The organism is Streptomyces sp. CB02366, assembly GCF_001905905.1.
Classification (GTDB): domain Bacteria; phylum Actinomycetota; class Actinomycetes; order Streptomycetales; family Streptomycetaceae; genus Streptomyces.
On sequence record NZ_LIVT01000002.1, the window covers coordinates 89,829 to 108,099 of the forward strand.

The following is an 18,271-nucleotide window of genomic DNA, read 5'->3' on the forward strand; positions in this document are numbered from 1 at the left end:
GCCGGGCACCCCGGGACCGGCCTCTTCCAGGCTACGGGCGAAGGTCCTCCCGCGCGCGGGCTGCACCGGCGGCGGCGAGGTTGCGAGCGGGCGCCGCGCACCCCGCGGCGTGCGCGGACGCGGCGAGGTGCGCGGACACGCGGCGAGGTGCGCGGCGCCGTCCGGGAGAGGCCGAGCAGGACCCGTTCGGCCGGCGAGGGGCTTCCCCTCGGCCGTGGGCGACGAACGAGGACGGTGGTGGTCCCGGGCGAGGACCGAAGGCGACGGTGACCCGGGCGGGAGCCGCACACAGCGGATCTCCTCGCGGAGCGAGAGCCGCACCTTGGCATCGAGTGCCGAGAGCGGTTCGACCGGCGGCGGCGCCTGGCGGCACGGGTGAGCGGGCGGACGGACGAGCGCCGCCGGGCGGGCCCGGGCGCCGCGGGCCGAGGCCCTGCCCGGCCCGGGTGCCGGGGAGGAGCGGGCGGGACCGGGCCCGCCGGCGCTCAGCCGCCGGAGGTGTCCAGCTCGGCGTCGGCGCCGACGCCCGCGCAGTCGTACGGGTCCTTGAGCCAGCCGTCCGGCAGGACCACCCGGTTGTTGCCCGAGGTCCGCCCGCGCGGGCCGTCCGCACCGTCCGGCCAGGGCTGGTCGAGATCCAGCTCGTGCAGCTGGGAGGACAGCTCCTCCAGCGAGGAGGTGACGGCCAGCTTCTTGCGCATCTCGGAGCCGACCGCGAAGCCCTTGAGGTACCAGGCGACGTGCTTGCGGAAGTCGATCACGCCCCGGGCCTCGTCGCCGATCCACTCCCCCAGCAGCGTCGCGTGGCGCACCATGACGTCCGCGACCTCGCGCAGGGTGGGCGCGTACCGGGTCGCGCGGCCCTCCATCGCGCTCACCAGGTCGGCGAAGAGCCAGGGCCGCCCGAGGCACCCGCGTCCCACGACGACGCCGTCGCAGCCGGTCTCGCGCATCATCCGCAGGGCGTCGTCGGCGCACCAGATGTCGCCGTTGCCGAGGACCGGGATCTCCGGCACGTGCTCCTTGAGCCGGGCGATGGCGTCCCAGTCGGCGGTGCCGCCGTAGTGCTGGGCGGTGGTGCGCCCGTGCAGGGCGACGGCGGTGACGCCCTCCTCGACGGCGATGCGGCCCGCGTCGAGGAAGGTGAGGTGGTCGTCGTCGATGCCCTTGCGCATCTTGATGGTGACGGGGAGGTCCCCGGCTCCCGAGACGGCCTCCCGGAGGATGGCCCGCAGCAGGGGGCGCTTGTACGGGAGCGCGGAGCCGCCGCCCTTGCGGGTGACCTTGGGGACCGGGCAGCCGAAGTTGAGGTCGATGTGGTCGGCCAGGTCCTCGTCCACGATCATGCGGACGGCCTTGCCGACGGTGGCCGGGTCCACTCCGTACAGCTGGATCGAGCGCGGCGTCTCGGACGCGTCGAAGTGGACGAGCTGAAGGGTCTTCTCATTGCGCTCGACCAGCGCCCGCGTGGTGATCATCTCGCTGACGAACAGCCCCTTGCCCCCGGAAAACTCCCGGCACAGCGTCCGGAACGGGGCGTTGGTGATGCCGGCCATCGGGGCCAGCACGACCGGCGGCTGCACGGTGTGCGGGCCGATGCGGAGCTGCGGGGAGGCGGGGGCGAGCGTGGTCATGGCCCCATTGTCGCGTACGCCGGACGGGTGGCCCGTCGCCCGCTACGCGACCGGGGCCCGCCACCGCCCCCGCCCCTGCGCCCGGGGGCGGTCGCGCCCCGGCCCGCACCCCCCGGCCCGTCGCGCGCCCGGGCCCGGTCACCCCCGCCCGTACGCCCTAAGCCGCCGTGCCGTAGTCCTCCGGGTCGTCCTCGCAGCAGCCGTCGCACGCCTCCGGGGCGGGGACGCCGTCGCGGCCGGGCCGCCGGGCCTCCCGGTCCCGGCGCTTCTGCTCGGCCCGCAGCAGCGCCCAGACGGCCAGCAGCACTCCGGTCAGCGCCCAGGAGCCGATCCAGGCCGCCGGCCACCAGCCGGCCGGTGGCCGGAGCACGGCTTCGGCGGCGGTGAGCGCCAGGGCGATCGCGTGCGTCCAGCAGAGCAGGGCCCCCATCCGGCCGGTGGCGCGGTCCGTTCCCCCCGCTCCGCCCGCCGCCCGGAAACCGGAACTCGTTCTCGGCCCGTCCTGTTCCATGATCCCCCGTTTCGTCATGTCCGTTCTTTGCCCGACTGTGATGGTTCATGCGTTCGAAGGCGAGAACCTGTGAGCGACATGGTCGTTTTCCGGCCCCATGTGGTTGACGGTGAAACAGTTGCACCAGGGAAACGGGAACGCGTAAAGGCCCACACCGGAGGAAACGTCGCATATAACTCGACTGAAACGGTCTCCTGTGCGTGCGTACTGTCGAGATTGCGTCGGGGTGCCGTGAAGGCGCCGGGACAGCCTCCGGCCCCCCGCCCGGATCGTTCCGGGCTCGTGCGCGTACGGAGACGCGCATCGGTCCGAGCCCCGCCACTGCGGACGTGGCGGGGCTCGGACCGCGGGTCGTGCGAACCGTACGGGGAGGGGCCGCGGGTCACCCGGTGGCGAGGACGGCGCCGAGGACCATTCCGCCGACCAGGCCGACGGCGCTGACCACGATGGCCACCGTGGCGAGCCGTTCGTGCCGCACGACCTTGGCGATGATGGCCATGATCAGGCCGCCGAGGGCGAAGACGATCGGCAGGAAGACGAGCCCGATCACGCCCAGGACCATGGCGATGATGCTGAAGACGTTGCTTTCGGCCCCGCCCTTCGGCGCGTGGTGATGCTGCCGGCCGGTCGACTGGTCGCTGTACTGCGTAGCCATCTTCTCGCTCCTTCGGGTCGGTCGCTCCGGATCCGGTCGCGAAGCGGACCGGCCTATCGACCGAGTGCCCCCAACTCCCTTGCCTACACAGCCGTTTGCCGGCCGATCAGCCGACTGCCCGCCGTTCGCCGTTCGCGCGCGCCCTCGGCCCGCGGGGTCAGAAGACGGACAGCCCGGTGAGCGTGGTGAAGCGGTCGAGGGCCGCCACGCCCGCCACCGAGTTGCCGCGCCGGTCGAGGCCCGGGCTCCAGACGCACAGGGTGCACTCCCCCGGCACGATGGCGATGATGCCCCCGCCGACGCCGCTCTTGCCCGGCAGTCCCACCCGGTAGGCGAACTCCCCGGCGGCGTCGTAGGTCCCGCAGGTGAGCATGACCGCGTTGACCTGCTTCGCCTGGCTGCCGGTCAGCAGCGCGGAACCGTCGGCGCGGACGCCGTGTCGGGCGAGGAAGCCCGCGGAGAGGGCCAGGTCCGCGCAGGAGGCCTCGATCGAGCACTGCCGGAAGTAGGCGGTGAGCAGATCGGGGACCGGGTGCGTGACGTTGCCGTAGGAGGCCATGAAGTGGGCCAGGGCGGCGTTGCGGTCGCCGTGGGCCGCTTCGGACGCGGCGACCTCCGGCACGAAGTCGATGGCGGGGTTGCCGCTCTCCCGGCGCAGCAGCTCCCGCACCTGGCCGGCGGCGTCCCCCGTCAGCGCCTGCAACCGGTCGGTGACCACCAGGGCCCCGGCGTTGATGAACGGGTTGCGGGGGATGCCGTTCTCGTACTCCAACTGCACCAGGGAGTTGAAGGGGTTGCCCGAGGGCTCGCGGCCCACCCCCCGCCAGATCCGCTCGCCGTCCAGGGAGAGCACCAGGGCCAGGGCGAACACCTTGGAGATGGACTGCGTCGAGAACGGCTGCCGCCACTCCCCCACCCCGTACACGGTCCCGTCCGGCTCCGCGACGGCCATGCCGAAGCGCCGGGGGTCGGCGTCGGCGAGCATCGGGATGTAGTCGGCGGGGACGCCGTGGTCGTCGCGGGCGGCCGTCTCCTCGGCTATGCGGCGGAGGACGGCGCCGAAGCGGTGCCCGTCGGGGCGCGGCGGGGCGGCGGTGCTCGCCCCGAGGGCGGCGGAGGGGTGGGACACGGCGGTTCCTGAGGGGGAGAGGAGCGGGGCCCGGCGGGCGGGAGGCGTCCTCAAGTCTGACCCGCCCGCCGGGAGCGGCCAAAACGCCCCCTCAGGACCTCAGAGCTGCGGGGGGTGGCCGCCGTCGCCCTCGACGACGAGGCGGTCGGCGCCGGGCTCCTCCGCTCCTTCGACCACCGTCACGTCGACCGTGCCGTCGCCGGTGGTGTCGAACTGGTAGAGGTCCGCTCTGCCGTCGCCGGTCGTGTCCGTCATCCACACATCCGGCTTGCCGTCACCGTTGGTGTCGGCGCTGAGGAGGAGGTGGTGCTCGTCGCCCTGGGTGGGAGCCGCTTCTTCGGTGCTGGGGTGGGTGTCCATGGCGGCCGGTTGCCCCGGGGAAGGCGTTCGAAACCGTGCGGCCCGCCGGGCGCGGAGGGCGCGCCTACCATGGCGGGGTGACCACGGACGAAGGGGCCCGGCTGGGCGAGGAGGCCGCGCGCAGGCTGGCCCGGCAGGGGCGCGTCGACATCCGCCCCGGCCTCACGGACGCCGAGTTCGCGCGGGTCGAGGAGGAGTTCGGGTTCGCGTTCGGCGACGACCACCGGGCGTTCCTGGCGGTGGGGCTGCCCGTCGGCGGCCCTTCCCCGGCGCGGCGGGGGCAGCCGTGGCCGAACTGGCGGACCGGGAGCCGCGACGACCTGCGCGCACGCCTGGCGGGCCCGGTGGAGGGCGTGCTGTTCGACGTGGAGCACAACGCCTTCTGGTCCCCCGAGTGGGGCGCCAGGCCGGACGCCCCCACCGAAGCCCTGGAGGCGGCCCGCGCGAAGCTGGCCGGCGTCCCGCAGATGGTCCCGGTCTACTCGCACCGCTACCTCCCGGCCGGACGCGGCGCCCACGGGCACCCCGTGCTGTCGATGCACCAGACGGACGTCGTCTTCTACGGAGCCGACCTGGCCGACTACATCGACCACGAGTTCAACGGCGTCCCGCGCGGGGACGGCACTCCCCCACCGCGGGCGACGGTTCCGTTCTGGCGTGATCTCGTGGGGTGACCGGCCCTTCCGGCAGGGGCGCGCCACGCGGCGGGGCCCGGAAGACCGGTCCCTCCTCCGACGCCCGCTCCCCCGGCGGGACGGGGACCGCACGCCTGCCGTAGGTTCCCGCCATGGACGCGGAGACGCCGGACACGACGCCGCCGGACCCGGCGAACCCGGACACGGAGGCCCCGGACACGACGAACCCGGAGACGGGGACCTCGGGCAGGACGCCACCGCCCGACGCGTTGGAGCTGATCCACCTGGCCGACGTCGTTCAGAGCGTCAGCGTCCGGCTGACCTCGACCGCACCGGCCGTGGTGAACCCTCGGGGGCTGAAGTACTACTACGCCGTCGCCACCGTCACGAGCGGCTTCCTGAGCGGGTCCACCCATCTCGGGTTCACCTCCGATGAACTCGCGGACTGGGGGCGGTTGCTGGACGCGATGGACGAGGCCGTGGACGACCCCGCCGCCGACCCGGACGAGCCCTTCACGGCCGACTGGCCCCTCTCGGGCGGCTCGGCCCACCTCCGCTTCTTCGCCCGCCGCCCGTACGCCGGGCACCCGTACGTGGTGGAGGTGCGCGACGAGTCCGGCACGGGGATCGTCGTCTCCGTCCCGCTCGACATGGACTACGGGTGGAGAGCCGACGCCCGACGCCGCCTGGCCGCCGTACGCGCCGCGCTGGGCGAGTAGGGCGTCCGCGCCTCCTCGGACCGGCACGCGCGGGCCCCGGATCGCGAGCACGACGCTGTCGCCGTCTGCTCTCCGCGCCGGGCGCGCCGTCCGTCGACCGGCTTACGGGGGCCTCTGGCGCGAGGACCGCACGAAGCCGTCCGCGAAGGAGAAACGTGCGGCGGCGGCTGCGGGCGAGGTCCCCTGGCGGCGTCCCGGCACGTCGTGGACGGCCGTCGCCCCCTCGGAACGGATGCGGTCGGCATCCGCTTCCCGGCTCATCACGGCCGCGTAGGCGCGGACTTCGGCCGCTGTGAGGTCCGCGCGTCCCCGCTCGGTGTACTGCTGGAGGAGGTCGGTGACGTCCGGGGCGAAACGCAGCACGGTCACGGGGGCGTCGAAGCGGCGGGCGATGGCGATGAGCCGTGTGCGCGCCCCGGGCGTGACGTTCGTCGATTCGGCGATCACGGTGTGCCCGGTCGCGAGCCGCGCGGTGATCCTGCGGTCGCGTTCCTCGAAGATCCGCGCGTCCACCGCGTCGGACTCCCCCGGCTCGGACGAGGCGTCGAACAGCTCCGCGCGGATCCCGTCGCTGGACACCACGGCCGCCGCCTCGATCCGTCCCCGCTCCACCAGTGCCCGGACGAAACTCGTCTTGCCCGAGGCGGGCGGACCCACGAGGACGACGAGCCCGGCCGGAATCCGGATCAGCGGCGTCGGGCCACCGGGGGGCGGGCAGCCGCCCGGGCGGCCGACGAGGGCCGGCGGAGATCCGTTCGACGGCCCGCCGAGCGGCACACCGTCTCCGTCGTCGTGGGGCGGTCGGCAACCCGGGGAGTCCATCGGCACGGACCCATGGTGCCGGGTCCACGACGGCCCCTGCTACGGACCGCTGCTCGCGGTCGAGGTCGCCGAAGACACGTCGGCCGCCGAAAGCACGCCCCCCCACACACACGCCCAGGGCGTGACCGGGCGGTCTGACCCGCGGGATAAAACCGGGTGCGGCCGGACGCCGTGTTGGTGTCGGATGCGGGGCATGACGATCGTTCTGAGCAGGCCCGGCGTCGACGAGCTGATCGGGGCCGTGAACGCCCTCCGCGCCTGGCAGGACGACCGCACACCGCTGCAACTCCATCCGGGGGACCTCGGCTGGGCCTGGGCGCTGGGCGCGGAGAGACTGGCCGCGGCCGTCCGCACCTGGAGCACGGGCGGACGGATCGTCGCCGTCGGCTACCTGGACGGACCCGATGTGCTGCGCCTGACGACCGCACCGGACCTGCGACAGGACGGTGACCTGGCACGCCGACTGCGGGCGGACCTCGACGATCCGGAGCGCGGGGTCCTGCCGCCCGGGAAGGTCGGCGTCGAGATTCCCCACGGCGCGCTGCTCCGCGAGGTCCTCCTGGAGAAGGGCTGGCATCCGGATGAACCGTGGACGCCCCTGCGCCGCGACCTCACGGAGCCGGTGCGGGACTGCGGCCTGCGGATCGAGGTGGCCGGTCCGGAGACGGCGGGGGTACGGACGGCGGTGCACCGCTCGGCGTTCGGCGGTCCGAAGTTCACCGAGGAGGTCTGGCACGTCCTCGCGGCCGGGCCGGTCTACGCCGACGCCCGCTGCCTGATCGGCTACGACGACCGGGACAACGCGGTGGCCGCGGCGACGGTCTGGTCGGCGGGCCCCGGCAAGCCCGGCCTGCTGGAACCGATGGGCGTGCACGCCGACCATCGCGGTCACGGCTATGGGACGGCGATCAGCGTCGCCGCCGCTGCGGCACTGCGGGAACTGGGAGCGTCGAGCGCCCTCGTCAGCACCCCGAGCTCGAACACCGCCGCCGTCGCCGCCTACAGGGCGGCCGGATACGTTCCGTCACCCGAACGGCTGGACGTCGGCCGAGCCGCCTGAACAAGGATCGGGCGGCAGTATCCGACCGGCCGTGCCGGGCTACGGCGGTCCCACGGAATCCGCGAGGCCGGCCTCGCTACCGCCGGTGCCAGACCAGCGTGTAGCGCCAGAACAGGCGGCGGCGCAATCGTGCGCCGGGTAGCGCCCGGTGGGCGTCGAGAACGATGTCTGCGAAGGACATGGTCGCCGCTCGGGTGGGAGCGGTCATCGAAGCGGGTCGCGCCCCCTTGCTTCCCCTGTTCTTGATCCAGGCCATGACGATGTTCGCCGGAACGGCCACGGCGTCGAGCAGGTGGTCGCTCGGGGACTGGGGGCGGTAGACGCCGACGATGACGAGGGTCCCGCCGGGTGACAAGTGCCGACGGAAGCGGGTGAGGGCGTCGCGGAGCGGCATGTGGTGGACGGCGGCGACGCAGGTGATGACGTCGTAGGGGCCGGGCGGCACTTCCTTCAGTACGTCCCCGACAGTGAAGGTCACCGGGGCGGCGGCGTCCGTGAGCTCCCGCGCACGGTCGACGATCGTGGGGTCGATGTCGATGCCGCGCACTGCTCCGGCCCGTGAGGCCAGGAGTCGGGCGAGGTCGCCGCTGCCCGATCCGACGTCCAGAGCCCTGCTGAACCGGCTGGGGAGCCGACGCAGAATCCACCGGTGGTAGTGGGCGTTGTGATCCCAGGGGTGGGTGGCATGGAACCGCTCAAGTGCGTGCAGGAGACGGGTCAGCAAGGTCGCCATGACGTCAGTCCATCAGCCTTCGGCCGCCTGCGAAACCACGGCCGGGACTGATGCGAGCGGCCCGGGGCGCCCGGCTGGAACGACCGACACGACGGCTCGGCCAGGTATCTGGCCGAGCCGCTGTCCGGCCTGCTCGCCACGTCAGACCGTGCCGAACGCCCCACCTTGCACCCCCGCGACGAACGCCGCGAACGCGGTGACGGGAACGGCGACCACGGGCCCGTCCGCCACCTTGGAGTCACGGACCGGAACGATGCCGCGAGCGGCGGCGAAGTTGGCGGCGACCTCAATGCAGTTGCCGCCGTTGTCACTGTACGAGGACTTGAACCAATGGGGGGAGTCGGTCGTCACGGGGCGCCCTTTCGCCGCAGGTGCCCCCACCATGCAGGCTGCGGCCGGAGGGGCGCCAGAGGGCCCCGGCAGGCGAACGCCCCACCCTGCGCGGCACGGTGGGGCGATCACGCTGCTCGGTTCCTCAGACGGTGTCGAACGTGCCGCCCTGCACACCCGCGACGAACGCCGCGAACGCGGTAACGGGAACGGCGACCACGGGCCCGTCCGCCACCTTGGAGTCACGGACCGGAACGATGCCGCGAGCGGCGGCGAAGTTGGCCGCCACCTCGACGCAGTCGCCGCCGTTCGAGCTGTACGAGGACTTGAACCACTTGGGAGATTCGGTCGTCACGGGGCGCCCTTTCGCAACTCGCTGATCTTGGCCACAGACGCCGCCTTCGACAGCGCCTCGCTCTGGAACTGATGGTAGGCCGTGAGCATGGGCACCACGAACGAGGTTTCGCGCTCAACGCTCCCCTGCGTCTGCGATTCGGCGTACGCGACGATGGACCGGTCCGCCATCGTCAGCAGATTGACCGGCAGGTTAAACGCCCTGCGCGCCCCCAGACTGAACGGCGCTACCTGGATGATCCAGTTGGGCCGTGTGGACATCTCGATCAGCCGTTGGAGCTGCGCGTCCATGACGTCCAGTCCGCCGACCACCTGATGCAGACAGCTCTCATCCATGACGGCGAACACCATGGGTGGCCGTGGCCGCACGAGTGCAGCCTGCCGCTCTGCCAGGAACGCGACGCGCTCATTGGCCTGTTCCACGGTGATAGAGCCGCGCTCCACGTCTCCGAATGCCACCGCCCGCGCATACTCCGGCGTCTGCAACAACCCAGGGATAAGTCCAACTTGGAACAGTCTGATCTCGACCGCCCGGCCCTCGTACCCCACGTACTCCGGGAAGCCTTCCAGCAGGTTCCCGTGCTTCATCTCCTGCCATTGGCGCTCGAACGACTGGTCCGACCCGATGAGATCGAATAACCGGTCCGCTTTCCTCGCGAAAGGCAGAGTCGCCGGTTTGCGGCCAGTTTCGATCGCCGAGATGTGCCGACCCGAGCAGCCGAGCATGTCGGCCAGCTGATCCTGGATCCAACCTCGCTCCTCGCGCATCCTGCGCAAACGCGCACCGAAGGCCGCCTGCGGGCTCGCCTCGGGGTTCAACTGCTTGATGTTTGCCAACGTGCCCTCCCAGATCCCCACGTTGAAGACGTTCCGACCCTAGGTCACCCTGAATCGCCCCGGTAGCCAAACGGCTACGGAGAGGAGCGATCGATGGACGGCGAGAACGTACGCCCGATTACCCCCACGCCCTCCGACACCCCCGCCCCGGCCCCCGCCCCGGCCCCCGCCCCCGGAACCCTCCTGGTCGACACCAGCCGCGCCGACCGCGTGGGCGAGTTCCGTGGCGTGGCCGGCCCCTACTGGTCGTTGCGGCCGGTCGGCGGCGGTGTCGAGTGGGAGGTCGAGCCCCGCCATGTGCGACCCGCCGTCCTGATAGAGCAGCTCCGCGCCCGTACCGCACGGCTCAACGCCCGTAGCCGGGGCGAGGTCCTGTGAGGCCCCGCCACCCGGTTGCGGGGCCGGGCATCCCGCCACTCGACCAGGAGTTGAACGCCGTGCTCCAGTGCACCGCCGTGACCGCCCTCCCACCCGAGGACCTGCTGCGCCTCCTCGCCGCCGACGAGGACGGCCCCGTGGACCCCGAGCCGTACGTCCTGTGCGAACTCGGTGCGCACGACGACCAGGGCACCGAACACGCCGCCTACCTCGTACCGGGGCGTACGCCCGACTCGCCCGCCCTGTGGTTCTTCTGGATCGGCAGCGAGCCGGAGCGCGCCCATCGGACCGCGTACGTCCCCTGGTGCCCCGTCATCCTCCGCCAGGTCGCGACGGGGATCGTACGGCGGTGCACGCTGCACGAGGGGCACAGCGCGGCCCACTCCTGGGATGTGGCCGACCCGCTCGGCGACCTGGTCGCGGAACGGCTCGTCCTCGGCGACTCCCCGAAGGGCGACCCGTACCCGTGAACCAGTGCACCGCCGTCGCCCTGCTGCCGCCCCCGACGTACGCGGTCGCCCTCGCGGCCCCCGGGCAGAGCCCCGAGCCCGGACACGTCCTCTGCGAACTCGGGGAGGACCACGAGGAGGCCCACGCCGCGATGCTGTGGGAGCACCACCAGAACGGGCGGCCCGGAATCGCCGTCTGGGCCCGGTGGGGCGCGGGGGCCGCCCGGCTCGCGCCGCTCTCCTGGTGCGGCGTGCTCGACCCCCGGGACGCGGACACCGCCTGCGGCCTGTTCGCCGGGCATCCGGCCGCGCACGACTGGGAGATCACAGACCCCACCTACGAGGCGATCACCCGGGAGTTGGCACGACACCACCCGCACCTGTTTCGCTGACTCCCCCTCATCAAGGGCACGTGCGAACTCACATGCGGGATCTCAGCACGTCCACCTCGCAACCCGGCGCGAACGGGTCGAAGCCGTGCTCGACCAGCCAGCGCACCGCCAGCAGGCTGCGCGCCGACCACCAGGCGTGGATCACGTCGAGGTCGACGTCGTCGCCGTAGCCCGCGAGGACGTCGTCGAGATGGTCCTCGTGGCCGAGGGTGAAGGTGGCGAGGTCGTACAGGGCGTCCCCCCGGCCCGCCTCGGACCAGTCGATGATGCCCGTGACCTCGTCGCCGTCGAGGAAGACGTGGGCGATCTGGAGGTCGCCGTGCGTGAACGCCGGGGTCCAGGGCCGCAGCGCGGCCTCGGCGACGCGGCGGTTGCGGGCGACCAGGTCGGCGGGCAGGACGCCGTTCGCCACGAGGAGGGCGCACTCGGCGTCGAGTTCCGCCCCCAGCGCGGCGGCGCTCCGGCCGGCCCGGCCGGTCCGGGGCGGCGGCGGTGCGTCGTGCAGCGTCCGGATGGCGGCCCCCGCCGCCGCCCATCCGGCCGCCGACCCGGTCGCCCGACCGCCGAGCCGTCCGAGCGTCGCCCCCGGAACCGCGGCGAGCGCCAGCACGGGCGGCTTGCGCCACAGGATCGCCGGGGTCGGGACCGGGGCCAGGGACATCGCCTCGACCTCGGCATCGGTCCGCGCCCGGTCGGCGTCCACCTTCAGGAACACGTCACCGACGCGGAGAGTCGCCCGCTCGGCGTGGGCGACGACGACCTCGACCTCATCCATGCCGGCCAGTTTCCCGGAAGGTGAGGACGAGAGGCCATCGCGTTTCGCCCCCGCAGGCGTACGGAACGTGCGAGGTCCTGCCGCCCCGGCGTCCACTCCGCGCGGCGGACACGTTCGGGTCGGCCGGCCCGGCGGCCGGGGCCGTCGCACGGCTGTGGGCCCGGATCACGGATGATCCGGGCCCACGGCCGTACGGGACGTACGGGGTCCTACCGCTGGGACGTCAGCTCTGCGCGGGGGACGCGTCCTGGTCGGCCGGCCCGGCGGCCGGGGCCGTCTGGGCCTCGGCGCGCTCGCGCATCTTGCGGACCAGCTCCTGCTTCTTGTCCTCGGCGACCTTGCGGTCGGCCTCGCGCGCGGAGCCCGCGCCCTGCTGGTCGGCGCGGGACAGCTTCTTGCGCTGCCCGCCGACGCCGAGGAGGTTGTTGCGGCTCTTGGCCATGGTGTTCTCCCGTGGGGAAGGTGAAGTGAGTCAGGACAGGTGATCGGGTCCGGTCACACCGGTCCCCGGCCGCAGCGGGGTGTCGGCACCCGCCGCGCTCTCACTCGTAGATCTGGAAGAACGAAGACATGCGGAAACCGTACCCCGCGCCCCGAGCGCGCCGCACCGGTTTTTCCGGCCGCGGGCCCGGCGTACGGCCGCGCCGCACGACGAGGCCCCCGGCTCCGGAGAGCCGGGGGCCTCACCTGTCGTACGGGTGTCAGCAGCCGAGCAGACGCGCACCCAGGTACGCCTGGATCTGGTCCAGCGAGACGCGCTCCTGCTTCATGGTGTCGCGCTCGCGCACGGTCACCGCGTTGTCGTCGAGGGTGTCGAAGTCGACGGTGACGCAGAACGGGGTGCCGATCTCGTCCTGGCGGCGGTAGCGGCGGCCGATGGCGCCGGCGTCGTCGAACTCGATGTTCCAGTTCTTGCGCAGGTCGGCGGCGAGGCCCTTGGCCTTCGGCGAGAGCTGCTGGTTGCGCGAGAGCGGCAGGACCGCGACCTTGACCGGGGCCAGGCGGTGGTCCAGGCGCATCACGGTGCGCTTCTCCATGACGCCCTTGGCGTTGGGGGCCTCGTCCTCGACGTAGGCGTCGAGCAGGAACGCCAGCATCGCGCGGCCGACACCGGCCGCGGGCTCGATGACGTACGGCGTCCAGCGCTCGTTGGCCTCCTGGTCGTAGTAGACGAGGTCGGTGCCCGACGCCTCGGAGTGCGCCTTGAGGTCGTAGTCGGTGCGGTTGGCCACGCCCTCCAGCTCGCCCCACTCGCTGCCGCCGAAGCGGAAGCGGTACTCGATGTCGGCGGTGCGCTTGGAGTAGTGGGAGAGCTTCTCCTTCGGGTGCTCGAACCAGCGCATGTTCTCCTCGCGCATGCCCAGGTCCGTGTACCAGTTCCAGCGCTGGTCCATCCAGTACTGCTGCCACTCCTCGTCCTCGCCCGGCTTGACGAAGAACTCCATCTCCATCTGCTCGAACTCGCGGGTCCGGAAGATGAAGTTGCCCGGAGTGATCTCGTTCCGGAAGGACTTGCCCATCTGCGCGATGCCGAACGGCGGCTTCTTGCGCGAGGTCTGCTGCACCTGGCCGAAGTTGGTGAAGATGCCCTGGGCGGTCTCGGGACGCAGGTAGGCGACGGAGCCGGAGTCCTGGGTCGGGCCGAGGTGGGTGGAGAGCAGACCCGAGAACTGCTTGGGCTCGGTGAAGGTGCCCTTGTTGCCGCAGTTGGGGCAGTTGAGGTCGGCGAGGCCGTTGACCGGCGGCTTGCCGTGCTTCTCCTCGTACGCCTCCTCCAGGTGGTCGGCGCGGTAGCGCTTGTGGCAGGAGGTGCACTCGGTCAGCGGGTCCGAGAAGGTGGCGACGTGGCCGGAGGCGACCCAGACCTCGGGGGCGAGGATGACCGACGAGTCGATGCCGACCACGTCCTCGCGCGCGGTGACCATGTAGCGCCACCACTGGCGCTTCAGGTTCTCCTTCATCTCGACGCCCAGCGGCCCGTAGTCCCAGGCGGCCTTCTGGCCGCCGTAGATCTCGCTGCAGGGGTAGACGAAGCCACGGCGCTTGCTCAGGCTGACGATGGTGTCGATCTTGTCGGCGGCCACGGTGCTCTCTTCATACGACGATGACGAACGGCGAATGACTCAGGTTACCGGCGGCCTCACCCCCCGGATCAAATCGGTGGGGGCATACGGAGCCTCCCGGCCACCACCTCGTGATCTTCCGGGCATCTCATCAGCCTTGTTGACAATCGTTTCCACTTTTGTTGAAAATGACTGTCATGAACGTACGCCGCCTCATACCCACCACCGCCGTCGCCGGAGCAGTCGTCCTCGGTCTGACCGCTCTCTCCGCCTGCTCCACCTCCGACGCGGCGGACGGGGGCGACGGCGGCAAGCTCAAGGTCACCGCGTCGTTCTACCCGATGCAGTTCCTGGCCGAGCGGATCGGCGGCGAGCACGTCGCGGTCACCAGCCTCACCAAGCCGGGCGTCGAGCCGCACGACCTGGAGCTCACCCCGCGCCAGATCGGCTCCATCAGCGAGTCCGACTACGTCCTGTACCTCAAGGGCGTCCAGCCTGTCGTGGACGAGGCGATCAAGCAGTCCGGTGTGAAGAACACCGTCGACGCCGCGACCCTCACCACGCTGGAGAACCACGGCTCCGAGGTCAGCGGCCACGACCACTCCCACGAGGGTGAGGGCGAGGGCGAGGAGGCGCACGCCGACGAGCACGGCCACGAGGGCGAGGAAGCCCACGGGGAGCACTCCGAGGGCGACGGCCACAACCACGGCGAGGAGGGCGGCGCCGACCCGCACATCTGGCTCGACCCGGTGAAGTACGCCGAGGTCGCCAAGGGGGTCGGGAAGTCCCTGGAGAAGGCCGACCCCGACCACGCAGCCGCCTACCGGAAGAACACCGACGCCCTGGTCGCTGACCTGGGCGAGCTGGACACGGCGTACGAGACCGGGCTGAAGGACCCCGCCACCCGGACCTTCATCACCACCCACTCCGCCTTCGGCTACCTCGCCGAGCGCTACGGGCTCACCCAGCAGGGCATCGCGGGCATCGACCCCGAGGCCGAGCCGAGCCCGGCGCGCATCCAGGAGATCCACACCATCGCGGAGAAGGAGAAGGCCACCACGGTCTTCTTCGAGACGCTCGCCAGCGACCGGACCGCCAAGACCCTCGCGAAGGACACCGGCCTGAAGACCGGCGTCCTGGACCCGCTGGAGGGAATCACGGACCGGTCCCGGGGCGCTGACTACATCGAGGTCATGGAGTCCAACCTCGCCGCGCTGAAGAAGGCCCTAGGCGCGAAGTGACCCGTACCACCCGCACCACCACCGGATCGGAGGCGCTCGTGCCGGAGCGTGAGAGCACCCCCCGCGAGACGGCCCACGAGGCCCTCCAGGAGCCCGTCATAGCCCTGCACGGCGCCACGGCCACCCTCGGCGCGCGCCCCGTGCTGCGCGGCGTGGACCTGGCCGTGCACCGCGGCGAGGTCGTCGCCCTGCTGGGCGCCAACGGTTCCGGCAAGTCCACCGCCGTACGGTCGGTCATCGGGCAGGTCCCGCTGACCGGCGGCGGCGTGGAGCTGTTCGGCACCGAGCTGCGCCGCTTCCGCCGGTGGGACCGGATCGGCTACGTCCCGCAGCGCACCACCGCGGCGGGCGGCGTGCCCGCCACGGTCCGCGAGGTCGTCGCCTCCGGCCGGCTGTCCCGCACGGGGCTGCGCTGGCCGGGGAAGGCGGACCGGGCGGCCGTGGACCGCGCCATCGGGCTGGTGGGGCTGGCCGACCGCGCCAGGGACTCCGTGAACGCCCTGTCGGGCGGCCAGCACCAGCGGGTCCTGATCGCCCGCGCCCTGGCCTCCGAGCCGGAGGTGCTGATCATGGACGAGCCGATGGCGGGGGTGGACCTGGCCAGCCAGGAGATCCTCGCCTCGACCCTGCGGCAGCAGGTGGCCGAGGGCGCGTCCGTGCTGCTGGTGCTGCACGAGCTGGGCCCGCTGGAGCCCCTGATCGACCGGGCGGTCGTCCTGCGCGACGGCTGTGTGACGCACGACGGGCCGCCGCCCGAGGCGGTCGGCCAGCACGCCCTGCCCGGCCACGACCACGTACACCCCCACGCGGCCGCCGAGCCCGTACGGACGGGACTGCTGACCTGATGCTCCTCGAATTCCTCAACCCCCCCTTCATGCAGCGGGCGCTCATCGCGGCCGTGCTGGTCGGCGTCACCGCGCCCGCCATCGGCATCTTCCTGGTGCAGCGGCGGCAGGCCCTGATGGGCGACGGCATCGGGCACATCGCGATGACCGGCGTCGGCCTCGGCTTCCTGCTCTCCACCAGCCCCGTCTGGATGGCGACCGCCGTCGCGGTGGCCGGCGCCGTCGTGATGGAGCTGATCCGCTGGTACGGGCACACGCGCGGCGACCTCGCCCTGGCGATGCTGTTCTACGGCGGCATGGCGGGCGGCGTCATGCTGATCAACCTCTCCGACTCGGGCTCCAACGCCAATCTGACCTCGTACCTCTTCGGGTCGCTCGCCACCGTCTCCGAGTCGGACGTCGTCGCGATCTGCGTCCTGGCGGCCTTCGTGGTGCTGGTCACCGTGGGGCTGCGGCGGCAGTTGTTCGCGGTCAGCCAGGACGAGGAGTTCGCCCGGGTCTCCGGGCTGCCGGTGCGGGTGCTGAACCTGCTGATCGCCGTCACCGCCGCCGTGACCGTGACCGTCGCGATGCGGGTCGTCGGCCTGCTGCTGGTCAGCGCGCTGATGGTGGTACCGGTGGCGGCCGCCCAGCAGATCACCCGGTCCTTCAAGGTCACCTTCGTGCTGTCCGTGGTGATCGGCACCGCCGTCACCCTTACCGGCACCGTCACCTCGTACTACCAGGACGTTCCGCCGGGCGCGACGATCGTGCTGCTGGCCATCGCGGTGTTCGTCGCGCTGACCGCGCTCGCCGCCCCGCTCGCGCGGCGCGGGGCGCGGGCGAGCGAGGCCAAGGGCGCCGAGTGCACCCTGGAGGTGCCGCCGGCCCGCCGGGACCGGGACGACGTGCGGGTGTGACGCCGGTGAGGGGCCCGGGAGGCGCGCCCGTGACGGCGTCGCACCGTACGCGTTCGCCGGGGGCGGGCGGCCGGGCTGGCACAATGGCCCGACACATGTACGGGCGACACGAGGAGGCACCTGTGGCCACGGCGCCGATCAGTGGCACGAACGCAGCGCCGGTACGCGGCCGGTCCACCCGGCAGCGGGCGGCGGTGGCGGCGGCGCTCGACGAGGTCGACGAATTCCGCAGCGCCCAGGAGCTGCACGACGTCCTCAAGCACCGCGGTGACTCCGTGGGCCTGACCACGGTCTACCGGACCCTGCAGTCCCTCGCCGACGCGGGCGAGGTCGACGTCCTGCGCACCACCGAGGGCGAGGCCGTCTACCGGCGGTGCTCGACCGGCGACCACCACCACCACCTGGTCTGCCGCCTCTGCGGCAAGGCGGTGGAGGTCGAGGGCCCGGCCGTCGAGCAGTGGGCCGAGGCGATCGCCGCCCAGCACGGCTATGTGAACGTCGCGCACACCGTCGAGATCTTCGGCACCTGCGCGGAGTGCGCCGCCGGCAAGGCGTAACCGGCACGGGGAAGGGGCGGGCCCGGAACGCGGTCGCGTTCCGGGCCCGCCCCTTCCCCGTGCTCACCGGGCGGCTTCCGCCGCCTCCGCCCCGCCGAAGCGGCGGTCGCGCTGGGCGTACTCCAGGCAGGCCCGCCACAGGTCGCGACGGTCGAAATCCGGCCACAGGACGTCCTGGAAGACCATCTCCGCGTACGCGCTCTGCCAGATCAGGTAGTTCGAGGTGCGCTGCTCCCCGCTGGGACGCACGAAGAGGTCCACGTCCGGCATGTCCGGGTAGTAGATGTACTTCTGGAAGGTCTTCTCGTTGACCTTCGACGGGTCCAGCCTCCCCGCCGCCACATCCTGCGCGATGCGCTGCGCGGCGTCCGCGATCTCGGCACGGCCGCCGTAGTTGACGCAGAAGTACAGCGTCATCGCGTCGTTGTCCTCGGTCTGCTCCTGGGCGACCTGGAGCTCCTGGACGACGGACTTCCACAGCTTGGGCATGCGGCCCACCCAGCGGATGCGGATGCCCAGTTCGTCCATCTCGTCGCGGCGGCGGCGGATCACGTCGCGGTTGAAGTTCATCAGGAACTTCACCTCCTCCGGCGAGCGCTTCCAGTTCTCGGTGGAGAAGGCGTACAGGGAGAGGTTCTTCACGCCCATCTCGATGCAGCCCTTGAGCACGTCCATGACGACGCCCTCGCCGACCTTGTGGCCCTCGGTGCGGGGCAGCCCCCGCTCCTTGGCCCAGCGGCCGTTGCCGTCCATCACGACGGCGACGTGCCGGGGCACCAGCTCTCCGGGGATCTTCGGAGGCGTCGCGCCCGAGGGGTGCGGCTCGGGGGTCTTGTACGTGCGCCGGTTACGGCCGCCGAGGATCCCGCGTACTGCCATGAGCTTCTCAGTCT

24 protein-coding genes are annotated in these 18,271 nt (G+C 72.2%); 10 read left to right on the top strand and 14 right to left on the bottom strand.

Annotated features, from left to right (window positions below):
* Window positions 1–485 precede the first annotated feature (485 nt).
* The 5 genes from dusB to AMK24_RS06135 form a co-directional block, all read right to left on the bottom strand.
* On the bottom strand, window positions 486–1,634 hold the full coding sequence (dusB, locus tag AMK24_RS06115) for a tRNA dihydrouridine synthase DusB (RefSeq protein ID WP_073765844.1): 1,149 nt from the start codon (window positions 1,632–1,634) through the stop codon (window positions 486–488).
* A 157-nt stretch (window positions 1,635–1,791) separates the two neighbouring features.
* Window positions 1,792–2,163 (bottom strand): hypothetical protein, encoded by a 372-nt coding sequence (locus tag AMK24_RS34155; protein WP_199876377.1) that lies wholly within the window; start codon window positions 2,161–2,163, stop codon window positions 1,792–1,794.
* Between the two features lie 364 nt (window positions 2,164–2,527).
* The gene (locus AMK24_RS06125; protein ID WP_073765846.1) at window positions 2,528–2,800 is read right to left on the bottom strand and encodes a hypothetical protein; all 273 of its coding nucleotides are present in this window, start codon (window positions 2,798–2,800) and stop codon (window positions 2,528–2,530) included.
* 157 nt (window positions 2,801–2,957) lie between these two features.
* Window positions 2,958–3,929 (bottom strand): glutaminase, encoded by a 972-nt coding sequence (locus AMK24_RS06130; protein ID WP_073765847.1) that lies wholly within the window; start codon window positions 3,927–3,929, stop codon window positions 2,958–2,960.
* Between the two features lie 99 nt (window positions 3,930–4,028).
* Window positions 4,029–4,289, bottom strand: coding sequence for a hypothetical protein (locus AMK24_RS06135; RefSeq protein ID WP_073765848.1), 261 nt, complete (start codon window positions 4,287–4,289; stop codon window positions 4,029–4,031).
* A gap of 77 nt (window positions 4,290–4,366) precedes the next feature.
* On the opposite strand from AMK24_RS06135, the gene AMK24_RS06140 reads away from it, so the two are divergent.
* Together AMK24_RS06140 and AMK24_RS06145 are read left to right on the top strand one after the other, a co-directional pair.
* Complete coding sequence (locus AMK24_RS06140; RefSeq protein WP_073765849.1) at window positions 4,367–4,963, top strand: hypothetical protein; 597 nt, start codon at window positions 4,367–4,369, stop codon at window positions 4,961–4,963.
* 113 nt (window positions 4,964–5,076) lie between these two features.
* The gene (locus AMK24_RS06145; protein WP_242434987.1) at window positions 5,077–5,643 is read left to right on the top strand and encodes a DUF5959 family protein; all 567 of its coding nucleotides are present in this window, start codon (window positions 5,077–5,079) and stop codon (window positions 5,641–5,643) included.
* Between the two features lie 102 nt (window positions 5,644–5,745).
* Here the strand turns inward: AMK24_RS06145 and AMK24_RS06150 are convergent, their stop codons facing one another.
* Window positions 5,746–6,465, bottom strand: a complete 720-nt coding sequence (locus AMK24_RS06150; RefSeq protein ID WP_199876391.1) for an ATP-binding protein — start codon at window positions 6,463–6,465, stop codon at window positions 5,746–5,748.
* A 193-nt stretch (window positions 6,466–6,658) separates the two neighbouring features.
* On the opposite strand from AMK24_RS06150, the gene AMK24_RS06155 reads away from it, so the two are divergent.
* Window positions 6,659–7,525: a GNAT family N-acetyltransferase gene (locus AMK24_RS06155; protein ID WP_073766672.1), complete on the top strand. Its 867-nt coding sequence runs from the start codon at window positions 6,659–6,661 to the stop codon at window positions 7,523–7,525.
* A gap of 76 nt (window positions 7,526–7,601) precedes the next feature.
* On the opposite strand, the gene AMK24_RS06160 is transcribed toward AMK24_RS06155, so the two are convergent.
* The 4 genes from AMK24_RS06160 to AMK24_RS06175 form a co-directional block, all read right to left on the bottom strand.
* Window positions 7,602–8,258, bottom strand: coding sequence for a class I SAM-dependent methyltransferase (locus AMK24_RS06160; RefSeq protein WP_073765850.1), 657 nt, complete (start codon window positions 8,256–8,258; stop codon window positions 7,602–7,604).
* 141 nt (window positions 8,259–8,399) lie between these two features.
* Window positions 8,400–8,609: a DUF397 domain-containing protein gene (locus AMK24_RS06165; RefSeq protein WP_073765851.1), complete on the bottom strand. Its 210-nt coding sequence runs from the start codon at window positions 8,607–8,609 to the stop codon at window positions 8,400–8,402.
* A gap of 124 nt (window positions 8,610–8,733) precedes the next feature.
* Window positions 8,734–8,943, bottom strand: coding sequence for a DUF397 domain-containing protein (locus tag AMK24_RS06170; protein WP_073765852.1), 210 nt, complete (start codon window positions 8,941–8,943; stop codon window positions 8,734–8,736).
* Window positions 8,940–9,779, bottom strand: coding sequence for a helix-turn-helix domain-containing protein (locus tag AMK24_RS06175; protein ID WP_073766674.1), 840 nt, complete (start codon window positions 9,777–9,779; stop codon window positions 8,940–8,942). The genes AMK24_RS06170 and AMK24_RS06175 overlap by 4 nt, the downstream gene beginning before the upstream one ends.
* A gap of 93 nt (window positions 9,780–9,872) precedes the next feature.
* Between AMK24_RS06175 and AMK24_RS06180 the strand changes: the two genes are divergently transcribed.
* From AMK24_RS06180 to AMK24_RS06190, 3 genes are read left to right on the top strand one after another with little or no spacing between them, the layout of a single operon-like run.
* On the top strand, window positions 9,873–10,157 hold the full coding sequence (locus tag AMK24_RS06180; protein WP_073765853.1) for a hypothetical protein: 285 nt from the start codon (window positions 9,873–9,875) through the stop codon (window positions 10,155–10,157).
* Window positions 10,158–10,216: 59 nt separating this feature from the next.
* Window positions 10,217–10,627, top strand: a complete 411-nt coding sequence (locus tag AMK24_RS06185) for a hypothetical protein (protein ID WP_073765854.1) — start codon at window positions 10,217–10,219, stop codon at window positions 10,625–10,627.
* Window positions 10,624–10,998 carry a hypothetical protein gene (locus AMK24_RS06190; RefSeq protein WP_073765855.1) on the top strand — a complete coding sequence of 125 codons (375 nt, stop codon included), beginning with the start codon at window positions 10,624–10,626 and terminating at the stop codon, window positions 10,996–10,998. The genes AMK24_RS06185 and AMK24_RS06190 overlap by 4 nt, the downstream gene beginning before the upstream one ends.
* A gap of 28 nt (window positions 10,999–11,026) precedes the next feature.
* Here the strand turns inward: AMK24_RS06190 and AMK24_RS06195 are convergent, their stop codons facing one another.
* From AMK24_RS06195 to AMK24_RS06205, 3 genes are all read right to left on the bottom strand, one after another.
* A complete protein-coding gene (locus AMK24_RS06195) occupies window positions 11,027–11,773 on the bottom strand; it encodes a phosphotransferase family protein (RefSeq protein ID WP_073765856.1) in 747 nt (248 codons plus the stop codon).
* Window positions 11,774–11,996: 223 nt separating this feature from the next.
* Window positions 11,997–12,215 carry a DUF6243 family protein gene (locus AMK24_RS06200; protein ID WP_073765857.1) on the bottom strand — a complete coding sequence of 73 codons (219 nt, stop codon included), beginning with the start codon at window positions 12,213–12,215 and terminating at the stop codon, window positions 11,997–11,999.
* A gap of 259 nt (window positions 12,216–12,474) precedes the next feature.
* Window positions 12,475–13,857 (bottom strand): glycine--tRNA ligase, encoded by a 1,383-nt coding sequence (locus AMK24_RS06205; protein WP_073765858.1) that lies wholly within the window; start codon window positions 13,855–13,857, stop codon window positions 12,475–12,477.
* Window positions 13,858–14,033: 176 nt separating this feature from the next.
* Between AMK24_RS06205 and AMK24_RS06210 the strand changes: the two genes are divergently transcribed.
* The 4 genes from AMK24_RS06210 (at window position 14,034) to AMK24_RS06225 (ending at window position 17,378) form a co-directional block, all read left to right on the top strand.
* Window positions 14,034–15,077 (top strand): metal ABC transporter substrate-binding protein, encoded by a 1,044-nt coding sequence (locus AMK24_RS06210; protein WP_073765859.1) that lies wholly within the window; start codon window positions 14,034–14,036, stop codon window positions 15,075–15,077.
* A 38-nt stretch (window positions 15,078–15,115) separates the two neighbouring features.
* Complete coding sequence (locus tag AMK24_RS06215) at window positions 15,116–15,922, top strand: metal ABC transporter ATP-binding protein (protein WP_073766676.1); 807 nt, start codon at window positions 15,116–15,118, stop codon at window positions 15,920–15,922.
* Entirely contained in the window at window positions 15,922–16,821 is a 900-nt protein-coding gene (locus tag AMK24_RS06220) for a metal ABC transporter permease (protein ID WP_073765861.1), read from the top strand. The genes AMK24_RS06215 and AMK24_RS06220 overlap by 1 nt, the downstream gene beginning before the upstream one ends.
* A 122-nt stretch (window positions 16,822–16,943) precedes the next feature.
* Window positions 16,944–17,378 carry a Fur family transcriptional regulator gene (locus AMK24_RS06225; RefSeq protein WP_073765862.1) on the top strand — a complete coding sequence of 145 codons (435 nt, stop codon included), beginning with the start codon at window positions 16,944–16,946 and terminating at the stop codon, window positions 17,376–17,378.
* 63 nt (window positions 17,379–17,441) lie between these two features.
* Here the strand turns inward: AMK24_RS06225 and AMK24_RS06230 are convergent, their stop codons facing one another.
* Entirely contained in the window at window positions 17,442–18,257 is an 816-nt protein-coding gene (locus AMK24_RS06230; RefSeq protein ID WP_073765864.1) for an isoprenyl transferase, read from the bottom strand.
* Between the last annotated feature and the right edge of the window lie 14 nt (window positions 18,258–18,271).

What these genes read in the sequence shown, in the direction of transcription:
- dusB (WP_073765844.1), bottom strand. Translation starts at nt 1,634, where the DNA reads ATGACCACGCTCGCCCCCGCCTCCCCGCAGCTCCGCATCGGCCCGCAC.
- AMK24_RS34155 (WP_199876377.1), bottom strand. Translation starts at nt 2,163, where the DNA reads ATGACGAAACGGGGGATCATGGAACAGGACGGGCCGAGAACGAGTTCC.
- AMK24_RS06125 (WP_073765846.1), bottom strand. Translation starts at nt 2,800, where the DNA reads ATGGCTACGCAGTACAGCGACCAGTCGACCGGCCGGCAGCATCACCAC.
- AMK24_RS06135 (WP_073765848.1), bottom strand. Translation starts at nt 4,289, where the DNA reads ATGGACACCCACCCCAGCACCGAAGAAGCGGCTCCCACCCAGGGCGAC.
- AMK24_RS06145 (WP_242434987.1), top strand. Translation starts at nt 5,077, where the DNA reads ATGGACGCGGAGACGCCGGACACGACGCCGCCGGACCCGGCGAACCCG.
- AMK24_RS06150 (WP_199876391.1), bottom strand. Translation starts at nt 6,465, where the DNA reads ATGGACTCCCCGGGTTGCCGACCGCCCCACGACGACGGAGACGGTGTG.
- AMK24_RS06155 (WP_073766672.1), top strand. Translation starts at nt 6,659, where the DNA reads ATGACGATCGTTCTGAGCAGGCCCGGCGTCGACGAGCTGATCGGGGCC.
- AMK24_RS06160 (WP_073765850.1), bottom strand. Translation starts at nt 8,258, where the DNA reads ATGGCGACCTTGCTGACCCGTCTCCTGCACGCACTTGAGCGGTTCCAT.
- AMK24_RS06180 (WP_073765853.1), top strand. Translation starts at nt 9,873, where the DNA reads ATGGACGGCGAGAACGTACGCCCGATTACCCCCACGCCCTCCGACACC.
- AMK24_RS06195 (WP_073765856.1), bottom strand. Translation starts at nt 11,773, where the DNA reads ATGGATGAGGTCGAGGTCGTCGTCGCCCACGCCGAGCGGGCGACTCTC.
- AMK24_RS06200 (WP_073765857.1), bottom strand. Translation starts at nt 12,215, where the DNA reads ATGGCCAAGAGCCGCAACAACCTCCTCGGCGTCGGCGGGCAGCGCAAG.
- AMK24_RS06210 (WP_073765859.1), top strand. Translation starts at nt 14,034, where the DNA reads ATGAACGTACGCCGCCTCATACCCACCACCGCCGTCGCCGGAGCAGTC.
- AMK24_RS06220 (WP_073765861.1), top strand. Translation starts at nt 15,922, where the DNA reads ATGCTCCTCGAATTCCTCAACCCCCCCTTCATGCAGCGGGCGCTCATC.
- AMK24_RS06230 (WP_073765864.1), bottom strand. Translation starts at nt 18,257, where the DNA reads ATGGCAGTACGCGGGATCCTCGGCGGCCGTAACCGGCGCACGTACAAG.